Raw genomic sequence first — 13,946 nt, forward strand, 5'->3', positions numbered from 1 at the left:
TCACTTAATCAGCATAGGTAAAATTACCATACACCCTGTATAAACGAAAAAGATCTTATTGCGATCAGCATAAGCTTAAATGCTCTTGTATTTAGTCACTTTGCCCCAACTTTAATGCTTATAATGCACAAATTTGAGAAAAATATGACCAATGCAAACACTAACCCATTAATTGGGCTTGAAGGCCTACCGCCATTTTCAAAAATAAAGCCAGAGCACGTAGTGCCAGCACTAAAGCACGGGATTGAGCAGTGCCGCCAAGCCATTGAAGATGTGCTTGCTAAAAAATCATACACTTGGAACGATTTAGTACTGCCACTAGAAGAAGCTGATGATAAATTATCACGGATGTTTTCGCCGGTATCGCATTTAAATTCGGTAATGAATAACGACGAACTACGTGAGCAATACGAGCAATGTTTACCACTTATTTCTGAGTACTCAACTTTTGTAGGGCAGCATCAAGGTTTGTTTGCAGCTTACAACGCGTTATATAACAGTGATGAATTTAAAACCCTCACTACCGCTCAGCAAAAGTCGATTACTAATGCACTACGCGATTTTAAATTATCGGGTATTGCACTAGAGCCCGCGCAGCAAAAACGTTATGGCGAAATTAGCGCGCGTTTATCAGAGCTGGCCTCTAAATTTGGCAACAATGTTATGGATGCCACATTGGCTTGGCATAAACACATTACCGATGAAAGTGAACTGGCTGGTTTACCAGAGTCGGCGTTGGCTTTAGCTGCCGATACCGCAAAAAGTAAAGAATTAGACGGCTGGGTATTTACGCTCGATTTTCCATCGTACTTACCTATTATGACCTACGCCGATAATCGCGAATTACGCGAAGAAACATACACAGCGTTTTCTACACGTGCGTCTGATCAAGGTCCTAATGCGGGTGAATTTGATAACTCAGCAATTATGAGCGAAGAGCTAGCGCTACGTCATGAACTAGCACAGCTGCTTGGCTTTAATAGCTACGCTGAAAAGTCACTTGCCACTAAAATGGCTGAGACGCCTGCACAAGTATTCTCATTTTTAGAAGACCTAGCGGCTAAATCAAAACCACAAGCAGAGCAAGAACTTGCAGAGCTACAAGCCTACGCGGAGCAAAAACACGGTATTACCGAACTAGCAGCGTGGGATTTTGGTTATTACGGCGAAAAGCTTAAGCAAGACAAATACGCCATTTCAGACGAAGTACTCCGCCCGTATTTTCCAGCTAATAAAGTATTAAGTGGTTTGTTTGAAACAGTTAACCGTTTATTTGGCATTAGCGTAAAAGAAGTCAGTGATTTTGACAGCTACCACAAAGATGTACGCTTTTTTGAAATATACGACAGCAGTAATACGTTACGTGGCCGTTTTTATCTCGACTTATATGCTCGCGATCATAAACGTGGTGGCGCATGGATGGACGACTGTATGGGGCGCAAAGTACGCGCTAGCGGCGAATTGCAAACACCAGTGGCGTATTTAGTTTGTAACTTTAACAAGGCAATAGGCGATAAACCGGCCTTGTTTACTCATAACGAAGTAACTACATTATTCCATGAATTTGGCCATGGTATTCATCATATGCTAACTCAGGTAGATGCAGCGCCTGTTGCAGGCATTAACGGCGTTGCATGGGATGCGGTAGAGCTACCAAGTCAGTTTTTAGAAAACTGGTGCTACGAAGAGCAAGCACTTAGCTTTATTTCAGGGCATTACGAAACCGGCGAGCCACTACCAAAAGAGCTACTAGATAAGTTACTAGCGGCTAAAAACTATAACTCGGGCATGCAAATGCTGCGTCAGTTAGAGTTTTCGTTATTCGACTTTAAAATACATAACGACTACGTAGCCGGTGAGCCATGTAATATTCAAGCTGTGCTTAACGACGTACGTAGCCGCACCTCGGTGATTAAAGCGCCAGAATTTAACCGCTTTCAGCATGGCTTTAGCCATATTTTTGCCGGTGGTTATAGCGCAGGTTATTACTCGTATAAATGGGCAGAAGTACTCTCTGCCGATGCTTATTCTAAATTTGAAGAAGAGGGCATTTTTAACCCAGAAACAGGGCGAGCATTTATGCAGCACATCCTAGAAAAAGGCGGCAGCGAAGAGCCAATGGAATTATTTAAAAACTTCCGTGGCCGCGAGCCAAATGTTGACGCACTTCTTCGCCACAGCGGTATTGCTGCCTAAAGTATAAAGTTAACTCTATATACTTTGAGTTACTCACCAATATATAGCGGTCAGTTTTCATTATGAAACTGACCGCTTTATTTTTTACAGTATCTGAACTTTAATTACTCTCAAATTCAAGACTATTGTTTTCCTTTCATTGCTAATTTAATGCTTTAAACTAAGGCGCTTGATATACTGAAAAAGTATTTTATCGTCGGAGTGTAGAGTGGTTATTAAGTGTGCCTTTAAAGAATGCCGTCCTTATTTAAATGAGTTAGAAACACGTTTTGGCTTAGCCCATTGGGCAGATCAAAGCAGTGGTTTTAGCCTGCATTACGACGATACAGGCCTGAGCTTATATAAAACCGATGAGCCTAAACTAGGCGCAATAAGCGTTGACTTTGTTACGGGCGCTGCAGCGCACAGACGAAAGTTTGGCGGCGGTAAAGGCCAAGCAATTGCTAAAGCAGTAGGCTTAAATAAAGGAGCGACTCCTATAGTCCTCGACGCTACAGCAGGGCTAGGGCGTGATGGTTTTGTATTAGCGTCGCTTGGTTGTAAAGTTATATTGCACGAACGCCACCCCGTAGTTGCAGCACTTTTATACGATGGCCTACAGCGCGCATACAACGACATTGAAATTGGTCCGTGGATGCAGCAAAACATGAGCCTCATATTTGGCTCAAGCCATACCTTACTTGCTCAATGCGAAAGCATGCCAGATGTAGTTTACTTAGATCCTATGTTTCCGCATCGCGAAAAATCAGCCTTAGTTAAAAAAGAAATGCGCGTATTTCAAGACTTAGTAGGCGCCGACACCGACGCCGACGATTTACTCGAATTTGCCTACCCACTTGCCAGTAAACGCGTGGTAGTAAAGCGCCCCGACTATGCCCCGTTTTTAAACGACAAAACCCCAAGCATGCAAATTAAAACGAAAAAAAACCGCTTCGACGTATATGTAAAAGCTGCGATGAACAAGTGAATTTCATTCTAATTCATTGTTAAGTATGTACTTTTTTTAGCTGAAACCATAGTTTGACATAATGTGGATATATCCTGGGATTAGCTACATTAGGACTAGGTCGAAATTAGCCACGGTCAGTGTTTAAGTTGTGCGTAGGCAGGGCTTTATGCCGCGCTTATTAAAGAGCTGGCTTTTACTAACCGCTGCAATTTACTCTTTAGTACTTCTCTGCCAGTTGTATATATTTACGCTCTACCAGCTTAGATACGGGTACTAATTCAAAACCTTGTTTGCTGAGCTGTGGTAAAACGTGGCGTAAAAATGCGATTGTTTCAGGGTAGGGGTGGGCAATTGCAATGGCAAACTTATGCTCAGTAGCGTGTTGTTTTAGCTCATCTAGGCGCAGTTGTAATTGTTCTGGTGTGGTTATGTTATCTAAAAAAATATGACGGCCAATATTTTCAACGCCTAAAAAGTTAGCGGCATTTTGTGCCTGGCTTAATTCAGTGGTGCGGCTATCTAAAAAGTATAAATGTCGCTTTTTAAGCACTTCCATTATCCACCTCATAGCTTGGCTTTGCTGGGTGAGCGCCGATCCCATGTGATTATTAACCCCTTTAACTTGCGGTAAACTGGCCAAAGCAGTGCCAAGTATTTGCTGTATCTGCTCTTTATTCATATTTAACGTAAGTGCGCCAGGGCCAAGCTCCTTGCCGTTAAGTGCTTGCATGGGAATATGCAGTAATAACTCTTTATTTGTTTTACTGGCTAAAGTGGCAAAAGCTTGTGCATAAGGCGTGTGAGGCAAAATTGAATACGACACTTGGCCAGGCAAAGTTAACAGTTCTAAATCTCTCTGGTGATAGCCTATGTCGTCTATTACTATCGCTATTTGCTTGGCTTTAGCATTGAGTGACGCAAAACCAAGCATCAATATCAGCCCTATAATTACTTTCATCATTATCGCTTTTTAAATTTATAGTTTTTATTATTTTTAGAGCTTATTAATTCAACATCAGTAAGGCTAAAATTATTGCAGGTTAAGTAATTGTTTAGCTTTAGCTAATTGTAAATCAGTTACCTTGCTGGCTAGTTGTATTTGTTTGCTTTTAGCTTGCTGGTTTTCGATTATAACGGCTTTATCACTTTGTGAAAGGCTTGTTTGATTAATCGCCACGTCGGGCGTAATACCAACACCTTCGATTGATTTCCCCAAAGGGGTAAAGTACTTAGCTGTAGTGAGCTTTAATGCAGTGCTGCCATCACCAAGTGGAATAAGCGATTGCACTGAGCCTTTACCAAAAGATTGGCTGCCAACAACCTTGGCGCGGTTATTATCTTTTAATGCAGCCGCTAAAATTTCGGCTGCTGATGCCGAGTTTTCGTTAATTAGCACGACAATAGGGGCGCCTTTTAAAATGTCTCCGTGTTTGGCATAAAAAGCTTTATTTGCCTCGTTATAGCGCCCTTTGGTTGTAACAATAGTACCGTTTTGTAAAAACAGATCCGATACCGCAACAGCGCTTCTAAGTGTACCGCCGGGGTTATCACGTAAATCAATAACTAGGCCTTTAAGTGGGTCCCCAAAGTGATTTTGCATGGCTGCTATTTGCAAAGCCACTTCATGTAAAGTGTGGTTAGAAAAACTATTTATAGCTAAATAACCGCTGCCTAAATCTAAGCGCTGGCTAGTAACGCTTTCAAGCTTTATTTTACGGCGACTCACATTAAAATTAAGTGGTTGCGGTTGGTTATCACGCTTTATGGTTAAGCTAATATTACTAAGTTTGCTTGCTGTTATTAGTTGAGCAACATGCTCTACGGAGCTGTTTTGTGTTGTTTGATTATTAACGCTAATGATAATGTCACCGGCCATAACCCCAGCACTTTTAGCAGGTGAGTTATTCACTACATTTACAATGGTTACACTGTTATTTATTTGTTTAACCTCAATACCTAAACCGGTATAGCGGCCATTAGTGTTATCAAATAAAGTATTTAATTCGTGTTCATCAAGGTATTTAGAATAGGGATCGAGCTGGGCATATAAATGCGCAAATTGTTGGTTGTTATAGCTAGTATGTGTGGTGTTTTGGAGTGCAAGATCTTCAACGTAGTAGGTATGAATATTAAATAGGATTTCGGTTATTTGTTGGTTTTTTAATTCTTTAATCGAACTAGAAAACACATTAGCTGAAAAGCTAATAAAAACAAATAGGGCAAGTAAATACAGGCTTAAGCTAAGCGTAAAGCCTGTATTTTTAAACCATTTTGCTACGGTGCTTTTTTTGTCCATCGGCTGCTCCAATGCGGCGCAGCGGTTAATTTATACCAATGGTATGTTTTAAATAAGATTGGTATTTGCTAAATGCGTTTGCACCATTTTTCAGGATTTACTGCACGCCCTTTATGGCGCATTTCAAAGTATAGACCAGAACTTGCTTGCCCGCCGCTTTGGCCAACTAGCGCTACCGTTTCGCCTTCTCTTACCATGTCGCCAACATCTTTCAATAAGGTTTGTGCATGGCCGTAAAGGCTCATAAAGCCCTCACCATGGTCAACTACAATTACCCAGCCGTAGCCTTTTAACCAATCGGCAAATACCACTTGGCCATTATGAACACTGTTAATATTGCTGCCTTCTTTTGCGCCAATTAATACGCCTTTCCAGTCAATACCACCGTGTTTTCGTTGTCCAAAAGTGTGCTCTAACTTACCTCGGCTTGGCCAGTTAAGTTTGCCTTTGCTATTATTGAGGCCGAGTAATTCAACTTTTTTATTTTTTTCTTTCTCTAGCTCTTCAATAGTTGTGATCAGCGTTTGTTGGTTTTCTTTTAAATAGTTAATTGAGCTTTTAGTGTTATTTAGCTGTGCCTGTAAATTTTTTAAATTGGCTTGGCGTTCACTTTGGGCGTTAACTAATGCAGTTTGGCGTCTTTTTTGTTCATCATGCAGGTTTACTAGTTTTTGCTTTGTTTTAGCCAGTTCAGCCTGGTTTTTCGCTATTTGTAACTGCAGCGCTTTTAGCTCTTCGAGTTGTTCAATACGGGCTTTATTTAAATAATTATAATAGCTTAGGGTGCGCTCAAATTTAGCCGTGTCTTCTTGGTTGAGCAGCATTTTTGCATAATCATCGTCGCCACCGGCCATATAAGCACTTTTAAGTTGCGCAGCTAATGCGTGTTGAAACTGTGCATGTTGTTGTTCGAGTTGATCGGCTTTTTGCTGTTGCAGCTGTTGCTGTTGTTCGGTTTTTTTAACCGACTGCTCAGCCATATTTAGGGCTTTGGCGTTTTTAGCTATTTCGAGTTCGTGCTGTTGTAGGTTTTTTTGTAGCGTGGCAACTTTTTTGCGTTGCGCGTTGTATTCAGATTGGCTTTGTTTAAGTGCCGTTTGTACTTCGCTGAGATCTTTTTTGGTACGATCTTCATTAGCGACTGCAGTTGCAGTCGCTAAAAAAGTCAGTATTAAAATTAGCTTAGTAACGCTATTAATACATTTTTGCATAGATTATTTCAACGTCATGATAGGTTTGCCTGTCATTTCAGTTGGCTGCTCCATGCCCATTAAGTGCAGCATAGTAGGCGCTACATCACTAAGCGCCTTACCCTCAGATGGTGTTGCGTCGCGGCCCACATAAATAAATGGCACCGGCTCGCTAGTATGTGCAGTATGGGCTTGGCCTGTTTTAAGGTTGGCCATTTGCTCAGCATTACCATGGTCGGCAGTAATAAGCGCTTCACCGCCATATTTGTTAAGTGCTGCTACTACGCGGCCAATACAGTGATCAACTGCTTCGCAGGCTTTAACTGCCGCTGCAAATACACCAGAGTGACCCACCATATCGCCGTTAGGGTAGTTACAAATAATAGCGTCGTATTTGCCGCTTTTAATTGCCGCAACGAGTTTGTCGGTAAGCATTTCTGAGTTCATTTCGGGCTGCAAATCGTAGGTTGCAACTTGTGGTGAAGGAATAAGTTCGCGGGTTTCACCGTTAAATTCGTCTTCGCGGCCACCACTAAAGAAAAACGTAACGTGAGCATATTTTTCGGTTTCTGAAATACGTAGTTGAGTTTTACCGTGTTTTTCAAACCATTCGCCAAGTACGTTTACCAGTGGCGTAGGGCCAAATGCAACTGGGGCGTCTATATCTGCAGCGTATTCGGTCATCATTACAAATGCGCTAAGTGCAGGCGATTTTTGTTTGGCAAAACCGTCAAAGTTAGGCTCAACAAATGCACGTGTAATTTCACGGGCGCGATCGGCTCTAAAGTTAGCAAATATAACCGTGTCGCCATCGTTAATTTGTACAGGCTCTGCGCCTGCAGGAGTAATGGTGCTTGCGGCTACAAACTCATCGTTTTCGTCGCGCTCATAAGCAGCTTCAAGTGCGCTTACGCCAGTCGGGTAGCTAAAGTCGCCTTGTGCTAACGTAAGTAAGTTATAGGCTTTTTCTACGCGGTTCCAGCGGTTGTCTCTGTCCATTGCGTAATAACGGCCAATTAGCGATGCTAAGCGGCCACATTGTAGCTTTGCAAATACCGCTTCAATGCGCTCAATAGAAGCTTTAGCACTGCGTGGAGGTGTGTCGCGGCCATCTAAAAAGCCATGAAAGTACACCTCTTTTGCACCGCGTTTTGCAGCAAGTTCAATACTTGCCACAATATGATCTTCGTGGCTGTGTACGCCGCCTGGGCTTAATAACCCCATAATGTGCACGGCTTTATCTGCACTTACGGCTTTATCTATGTTATCAACTAGTGCAGGAGTGGAGTCAAACTCGCCATCGTTTATCGCTTTTGTTATACGAGTAAAGTCTTGATAAACAACGCGTCCTGCGCCTAAATTAACGTGGCCAACTTCAGAGTTACCCATTTGACCATCAGGAAGGCCTACATCAAAACCCGAAGCTGAAATTAATGTGCGCGGGCGGGTGGCCCATAATTCATCTAATACAGGGGTGTTTGCAGCCAGAATCGCATTACTTTGCTCATCTTCGCGGTATCCCCAGCCATCTAAAATCATTAATACCAGTGGTTTTTTATGCTCTGACATAGTCACTCCTCAAGGTTAACGTTGCGATAAAACACGCTAACATTACCGCTAACATGCTGATGCTAAGCATACCGTGTTTTATAGCTAGGATCAGCAATCAAAATAAGATATTAAAACTTTTTAATATCTTGCTAAAAATTAACAACAAGCTGTTACTTTGTTCTTACTAAAAACACCTCGTAAAAGCGTATTATGCTTTGCCTTAACTCGCATTTTTAGCTGATTTGGGTATACTTGCGCAGCTAATACCAATTTTATTAAAAACATGCACATTCTAGCTGGTTAAATAGCTCACTAACTACGTTAAAAATAATTTATATAGAACAACTATATATCATCATTTTTTACTTGTTATTGAATCATTTATTGACGCTATAATAGCTCATTAATTTAATGCAATTGGTATAATACCAACTTTATTAAAGCGCTGTGTATGTGAGTAAGGTAAATTAGGTATATATTGTGTTTAAAATTTTTACAGAAGTAGAGTACTCCTGTTTAAATTTTATGTTGTTTGTGAGTAGCTTACCTCTTGTTATACTTGCTTATAGGGTTAATGCAATTGGTATTGAACGAAAAAAATAGCTAAAACATCACGTTTTAGGATGTAATTTTATAGTGGATGTCGAATGGATCAATATATTGAATTTATCACCAATCACCCAATTTTAAGTGCAGCTTGGGTGGGTATTGTGTTTCTTATTGTTAGTGGTTGGATCAAAAGTAAACTCTCAGCAGTGCGTCAAATAAACCCTCAGCAGTTAACGCTGCTTATCAACCGTGAAGACGGTCAAGTTATTGATATGCGTGCGCAAAAAGAGTTTAACACCGGACATATTGCCGGTGCTCAGCATTTAAGCCCTGAAAATGCGAAAAAATCTGACTTTTCAAACCTTGAAAAGTATAAGAGTAAACCCATTATATTGGTATGTACTACAGGTATGACCGCTTCAGGAACTGCAACCGCTATGCATAAAGCGGGTTTTGAGCAGGTAAGTGTGTTATCTGGTGGTATGGGCGCGTGGCAATCTGCGAGCTTACCAACTACAACCGGTCGCTAATAAATATTAGCAGTCCGATAGAGGATATATTATGAGTAATGTTGTTTTATACACCAAAGCGTATTGCCCTTTTTGTCAACGTGCTCGTGCACTTTTAGACAGTAAAGGTGTGCAATACACAAACTTTGATATTGGTGTACAGCCTGAGCTGCGCGATGAAATGATCGCCAAAGCAGGCGGCGCAAGCACGGTACCGCAAATCTTTATTAATGATGAGCATATAGGTGGCTGCGACGACATGATGGCAATAGAAGCACAAGGCCAGCTTGATAAAAAGCTAAATGCCACACTAAACGCTTAAATTTAACTAATTATAATAACGAACAGGTTAAGGATTACAATGAACGAAGAAACGCAAAACGCAGCAGCACAACAAGAAACTGGTGCACAATTTACTATTCAACGTATTTACACAAAAGACGTGTCGTTTGAAACGCCAAACTCTCCAGCTATTTTTCAAAAAGAATGGACACCAGAAGTTAAGTTAGACCTAGACACTCGCTCTAATAAGTTAGACGAAGGTGTATTTGAAGTGGTTTTAGCACTAACAGTGACTGCATCTATTGGCGAAGAAACGGCCTTTTTATGTGAAATTCAACAAGCAGGTATTTTTACTATTGCTGACGTTGAAGAAACACAACTTGCTCATATGCTTGGTGCATTTTGCCCTAACGTATTGTTTCCATATGCGCGTGAAGCAGTTTCTAACCTTGTTAACCGTGGTACTTTTCCACAGCTTAACCTTGCGCCAGTTAACTTTGACGCATTATTTGCACAATACATGCAACAACGCACAGCGCAAGCTGAGCAGGCATCAGTAGACGCATAAATTATGAGTACAGCAACTTCAGCTGTTACTGTATTGGGGGCGGGGTCTTATGGCACCGCCCTTGCTATTTGCTTAGCCCGAAATGGTCACCAAGTGACACTTTGGGGTCGCAATAGCGACGACGTTGCCACGCTTGCAGCTGAGCGAAAAAATCAACGTTACTTACCTGATATTCCTTTTCCCGACACTTTAACTCTTGAAGCCGACTTGCAACGTGCTGCTGCAAGTAATGAAATAGTGTTAGTGGTTGTGCCTAGCCATGCATTTGGCGACACTTTAAAGCAAATTAAACCAGCTTTACAGCAAGGCGCAAAAGTTGCGTGGGCAACGAAAGGGCTAGAGCCAAATACCGGGCGCTTATTACAAGAAGTTGCAGTGCAAGAGCTTGGTGATGCAATTCCATTAGCGGTGCTTTCGGGGCCAACATTTGCTAAAGAAATGGCCATGGGATCGCCTACTGCTATTTCGGTTTCATCCACCTCTACAGAATTTGCCAAGCAGTTAGCTGATTTACTGCATTGCGGTCGCTCATTTAGAGTGTACAACAATGATGATTTTATTGGCATACAGCTAGGTGGTGCGGTTAAAAACGTGATTGCTATTGGTGCAGGCATTTCCGACGGCGTAGGTTTTGGCGCTAATGCACGCACGGCACTAATTACTCGCGGCCTTGCTGAACTAACACGCTTAGGCTGTGCTTTGGGCGCAAAACCCGAAACCTTTATGGGGATGGCAGGCCTTGGCGATTTAATTTTAACCTGCACAGATAACCAGTCACGTAATCGTCGTTTTGGTTTGGCGTTAGGTAAAGGCGAAAGCGTAGAGGCTGCAATAGAGTCTATAGGCCAAGTGGTCGAAGGCTTTAGAAACACTAAAGAAGTGTATTTATTAGCGCAGCGCAGCGGTGTAGAAATGCCAATCACCGAGCAAATCTATAAAGTACTGTACGAAAATAAAGACATGAAAGAAGCGGCTATGGCTTTATTAGGCCGAGAGCAGCGCTCAGAATAAAAGGGCAGCTTTCATTAAAGCTAGGTTTTAGGTAGACATTAGCCAAGCTCAGTGTTTTGGTTAAACCGCAGGCGGGCTTTATGTCGCGCAGGTTAATCTTTAAACCTGCGCGAGGTAAGCTCCCCCCTACAAGTTAGGCGCTTGGTTTATTCACTTACCTAAAACCTTGCGCCTAAAACTATTTACTTCTTACTTCGCGCCCGGAAACCCAAGCTGGCGCCATGATTCATACACAAACACCGAAACCGCGTTAGATAAGTTCATACTGCGGCTATTGGCTTGCATCGGAATGCGTACCCGTTGCTCGTTTGGAAGCGATTGAATTAGCTCATCCGGAAGGCCGCGCGTTTCAGGGCCAAATACTAAACAGTCGCCGGCCTCGTATTGTGCCTGATGATGAAATTGGCTACCTTTAGTGGTGCAAGCGTATATTTTTTTAGGCTTGCATGCTTCTAGGTAAGCTTCAAACGAAGCATGGCGCTGTACATGGCTAAATTCATGATAATCAAGGCCGGCACGTTTTATTCGTTTGTCATCCCATGCAAAGCCAAGTGGCTCAATTAAATGTAGCGAATAGCCCGTATTTGCACATAAGCGAATAATATTACCCGTATTCGGTGGGATTTCAGGTTGGTATAAAACAATATCCAGCATAACGAGCCTTATAAAATAGTCAGTAATTTAACGATTTGCAGTATACACAGAAAGCGTGTAAAAAACTGATATACTCACTTTATTCAATACACTTATTAACGGATAAATACGTGCATAATCGCAGTTACGAATTTTGGGTAAAAACCTCTAGTTTAGTCACTATGGTCATGGTGAGCTTAATGATTGCAGCTAAAACCTGGGCATGGCTTGCCTCGGGTTCAGCGTCAATGCTGGGCTCATTAACCGATTCACTCATGGATATTACCGCCACAGCTATGAGTTTTTTAGTATTAGGTTATGCGCTGCGCCCCGCCGATGACGACCACCGTTTTGGTCACGGTAAAGCCGAAGCGCTCGCTGGGCTAGGGCAGGCCGCATTTATTGCAGGTTCTGGCTGTTTATTAGCGTTTCATAGTATAGAGCGCTTGTTTAATCCTTTAGAGCTCACTCATTCATTGTTAGGTGTATGGGTAAGTATTTTTGCCATTGCCTGTACATTAGTGATTGTATTTGTACAAAATAAAGTAGTTAAACATACCGAATCTATTGCAATAAAGGCCGACTCAGTACATTACAAAGGTGACTTGATTTTAAATGCTGCGGTACTACTGGCTATTTTACTCTCGTATTATGGTGTGTTGTACGCGGACCCTATTTTTGCAGTTGGCGTTGCCGGTTACCTACTTTATAACAGTTGGGATATAGCCCGAGATAGCGCAGATCACTTAATGGACAAAGAGCTGCCAGACGAAGAAAAACAACGTATTTTAGATGTATCGAAAAGCCATATCGATGTGCGCGGTGTACACGGTGTGCGTACTCGACAAGGTGGGAAAGTTAAGTTTATTCAATTACATTTAGAGCTAGATGATCACCTAAGCTTAATTCGCGCGCACAACGTAGCCGATGAAGTAGAGGCAATGATCACTAAAGAATTTGAGTCAGAAGTTGATATTCTAATTCACCTAGACCCTTTGTCTTCCGTGGAACTGAGTGACACTGAGGGAGCCGCAGTAACTGAAGCGTAAGCAAAGCTGGTATCTCAGGTTAAAACCAAGCAAACACCGGATTTAACCTGATACCTAATACCTTAAACATAAAATCTAAACCTTTACCGTAGGCGTGAGTTTACCTCGCGCAAGGTTTAAAACTTAACAAGCGCGGCATAAAGCCCCGCCTACGGTTTAACCCAAACACCGAGCTTGGTTTTTTCTACCTATAATCTGAAACCTAATACCTCAAACCTGCTCTTCCACATCTATTCGCAAAACTGGTACAAACTTGTTAGCAGTGGCTGGCGTATTTCATCACGTTCAAATAATAGTTCGTGCTTAGCACCGGCAAAGCTCTTTATTATTGCCTGGTTATGTCGGTTTGCTAATTTATATTGCGCGGCGTTATCTACTACTTCGTCGCGCTCTGCGCTGGCAATAAACAGCGGAATATTAATGCTTAACTTATCAACCGATGCAATAAAGGTAAATGCGGCTTGTAGCCAACCATAGGTTACGCCACCAAGTTGCAGTAGTGGGTCTTGATAAGTTTGCCTAAAGTTTTTATAACGCACTTGGCTGCTAGTTAATGAGTTTAAAGCAAACTCTTCTGGGCTGTAATCGTTTTGCCCTAGGGCATAACTTTGTGAAAAACCGAAAAAAACAGCTGCGTTAGCAATTAGTTTTGCCAACGGTTTTGGAGTGTTTTTAGTGTGAATGTCAAACATAGGTGCCGATAAAAACAACCCACTAAAACTATTTTCAAAATGAGCTAAATAGTCAAAGGCAATTGCGCCGCCCATTGAGTGGCCAAGCAGTATTTTTTTGCCTTGCCAGTGGTTATCAACAATTTGTTGATTAAATAAATGCAGGTCGTGGCGATAATCAGTAAAACATTTTACATAGCCTTTATGCTTATTAGCTAACTGTCGGTAAGAGCGGCCTTGCCCTTGATGATCAACAATAAACACGGCAAAATTATTAGTGTACAGCTCCCACAATAGCTCTTTGTATTTATCAAGCCCTTCAATACGCCCTGAGCTAATAACAATCGCGGTATGCGCATTCTCAGGTTTTGCATAGGCGTAAAATAACTGCCCGGCAGGGGTATTTAAATAGGCTTTAACTAGGGTGTTGTTATAAAAATCATTAATACTGGGTTGATTATCAACAAGCTCGTTTTCACTACTGTAAAACAT

General features: G+C 41.9%; 13 protein-coding genes. 7 read left to right on the forward strand and 6 right to left on the reverse strand.

Going from position 1 to position 13,946, the window contains the following annotated elements; all coding sequences use genetic code 11:
* The first annotated feature begins 144 nt into the window (after nucleotides 1-144).
* On the forward strand, nucleotides 145-2,196 hold the full coding sequence (prlC, locus tag RB215_RS01825; RefSeq protein WP_011327072.1) for an oligopeptidase A: 2,052 nt from the start codon (nucleotides 145-147) through the stop codon (nucleotides 2,194-2,196).
* A 208-nt stretch (nucleotides 2,197-2,404) separates the two neighbouring features.
* On the forward strand, nucleotides 2,405-3,163 hold the full coding sequence (locus RB215_RS01830) for a class I SAM-dependent methyltransferase (RefSeq protein WP_197182940.1): 759 nt from the start codon (nucleotides 2,405-2,407) through the stop codon (nucleotides 3,161-3,163).
* A 199-nt stretch (nucleotides 3,164-3,362) separates the two neighbouring features.
* Here RB215_RS01830 and RB215_RS01835 read toward each other — a convergent pair whose 3' ends face one another.
* From RB215_RS01835 to gpmM, 4 genes are all read right to left on the reverse strand, one after another.
* Nucleotides 3,363-4,103 (reverse strand): divergent polysaccharide deacetylase family protein, encoded by a 741-nt coding sequence (locus RB215_RS01835; RefSeq protein ID WP_011327074.1) that lies wholly within the window; start codon nucleotides 4,101-4,103, stop codon nucleotides 3,363-3,365.
* A gap of 72 nt (nucleotides 4,104-4,175) precedes the next feature.
* Complete coding sequence (locus RB215_RS01840; protein WP_309216738.1) at nucleotides 4,176-5,441, reverse strand: S41 family peptidase; 1,266 nt, start codon at nucleotides 5,439-5,441, stop codon at nucleotides 4,176-4,178.
* Nucleotides 5,442-5,509: 68 nt separating this feature from the next.
* Nucleotides 5,510-6,652 carry a peptidoglycan DD-metalloendopeptidase family protein gene (locus RB215_RS01845; protein ID WP_309216740.1) on the reverse strand — a complete coding sequence of 381 codons (1,143 nt, stop codon included), beginning with the start codon at nucleotides 6,650-6,652 and terminating at the stop codon, nucleotides 5,510-5,512.
* A 3-nt stretch (nucleotides 6,653-6,655) separates the two neighbouring features.
* Complete coding sequence (gpmM, locus tag RB215_RS01850) at nucleotides 6,656-8,200, reverse strand: 2,3-bisphosphoglycerate-independent phosphoglycerate mutase (RefSeq protein WP_309216741.1); 1,545 nt, start codon at nucleotides 8,198-8,200, stop codon at nucleotides 6,656-6,658.
* 629 nt (nucleotides 8,201-8,829) lie between these two features.
* Between gpmM and RB215_RS01855 the strand changes: the two genes are divergently transcribed.
* Genes RB215_RS01855 through gpsA form a run of 4 tightly spaced genes read left to right on the forward strand, consistent with a single transcriptional unit; the run spans nucleotide 8,830 to nucleotide 11,101 of the window.
* Nucleotides 8,830-9,261, forward strand: a complete 432-nt coding sequence (locus RB215_RS01855; protein ID WP_011327078.1) for a rhodanese-like domain-containing protein — start codon at nucleotides 8,830-8,832, stop codon at nucleotides 9,259-9,261.
* 31 nt (nucleotides 9,262-9,292) lie between these two features.
* The gene (gene grxC, locus RB215_RS01860; RefSeq protein WP_011327079.1) at nucleotides 9,293-9,562 is read left to right on the forward strand and encodes a glutaredoxin 3; all 270 of its coding nucleotides are present in this window, start codon (nucleotides 9,293-9,295) and stop codon (nucleotides 9,560-9,562) included.
* 39 nt (nucleotides 9,563-9,601) lie between these two features.
* On the forward strand, nucleotides 9,602-10,090 hold the full coding sequence (gene secB / locus RB215_RS01865; RefSeq protein ID WP_011327080.1) for a protein-export chaperone SecB: 489 nt from the start codon (nucleotides 9,602-9,604) through the stop codon (nucleotides 10,088-10,090).
* 3 nt (nucleotides 10,091-10,093) lie between these two features.
* Complete coding sequence (gene gpsA / locus RB215_RS01870) at nucleotides 10,094-11,101, forward strand: NAD(P)H-dependent glycerol-3-phosphate dehydrogenase (RefSeq protein WP_058372461.1); 1,008 nt, start codon at nucleotides 10,094-10,096, stop codon at nucleotides 11,099-11,101.
* Nucleotides 11,102-11,290: 189 nt separating this feature from the next.
* Here the strand turns inward: gpsA and trmL are convergent, their stop codons facing one another.
* Nucleotides 11,291-11,755, reverse strand: a complete 465-nt coding sequence (gene trmL, locus RB215_RS01875) for a tRNA (uridine(34)/cytosine(34)/5-carboxymethylaminomethyluridine(34)-2'-O)-methyltransferase TrmL (protein WP_011327082.1) — start codon at nucleotides 11,753-11,755, stop codon at nucleotides 11,291-11,293.
* Between the two features lie 161 nt (nucleotides 11,756-11,916).
* Between trmL and RB215_RS01880 the strand changes: the two genes are divergently transcribed.
* Nucleotides 11,917-12,783: a cation diffusion facilitator family transporter gene (locus RB215_RS01880; protein ID WP_080516823.1), complete on the forward strand. Its 867-nt coding sequence runs from the start codon at nucleotides 11,917-11,919 to the stop codon at nucleotides 12,781-12,783.
* Between the two features lie 230 nt (nucleotides 12,784-13,013).
* Here RB215_RS01880 and RB215_RS01885 read toward each other — a convergent pair whose 3' ends face one another.
* The gene (locus RB215_RS01885) at nucleotides 13,014-13,946 is read right to left on the reverse strand and encodes an alpha/beta fold hydrolase (protein ID WP_309216744.1); all 933 of its coding nucleotides are present in this window, start codon (nucleotides 13,944-13,946) and stop codon (nucleotides 13,014-13,016) included.

The organism is Pseudoalteromonas sp. HL-AS2 (genome assembly GCF_031198805.1).
Lineage (GTDB): Bacteria > Pseudomonadota > Gammaproteobacteria > Enterobacterales > Alteromonadaceae > Pseudoalteromonas > Pseudoalteromonas nigrifaciens.

Coding starts and splice junctions, on each gene's coding strand:
- gpsA (WP_058372461.1), top strand. CDS start 10,094: ATGAGTACAGCAACTTCAGCTGTTACTGTATTGGGGGCGGGGTCTTAT.
- RB215_RS01835 (WP_011327074.1), bottom strand. CDS start 4,103: ATGAAAGTAATTATAGGGCTGATATTGATGCTTGGTTTTGCGTCACTC.
- prlC (WP_011327072.1), top strand. CDS start 145: ATGACCAATGCAAACACTAACCCATTAATTGGGCTTGAAGGCCTACCG.
- secB (WP_011327080.1), top strand. CDS start 9,602: ATGAACGAAGAAACGCAAAACGCAGCAGCACAACAAGAAACTGGTGCA.
- RB215_RS01880 (WP_080516823.1), top strand. CDS start 11,917: ATGGTCATGGTGAGCTTAATGATTGCAGCTAAAACCTGGGCATGGCTT.
- RB215_RS01855 (WP_011327078.1), top strand. CDS start 8,830: ATGGATCAATATATTGAATTTATCACCAATCACCCAATTTTAAGTGCA.
- RB215_RS01885 (WP_309216744.1), bottom strand. CDS start 13,946: ATGTTTTACAGTAGTGAAAACGAGCTTGTTGATAATCAACCCAGTATT.
- RB215_RS01840 (WP_309216738.1), bottom strand. CDS start 5,441: ATGGACAAAAAAAGCACCGTAGCAAAATGGTTTAAAAATACAGGCTTT.
- trmL (WP_011327082.1), bottom strand. CDS start 11,755: ATGCTGGATATTGTTTTATACCAACCTGAAATCCCACCGAATACGGGT.
- RB215_RS01845 (WP_309216740.1), bottom strand. CDS start 6,652: ATGCAAAAATGTATTAATAGCGTTACTAAGCTAATTTTAATACTGACT.
- grxC (WP_011327079.1), top strand. CDS start 9,293: ATGAGTAATGTTGTTTTATACACCAAAGCGTATTGCCCTTTTTGTCAA.
- gpmM (WP_309216741.1), bottom strand. CDS start 8,200: ATGTCAGAGCATAAAAAACCACTGGTATTAATGATTTTAGATGGCTGG.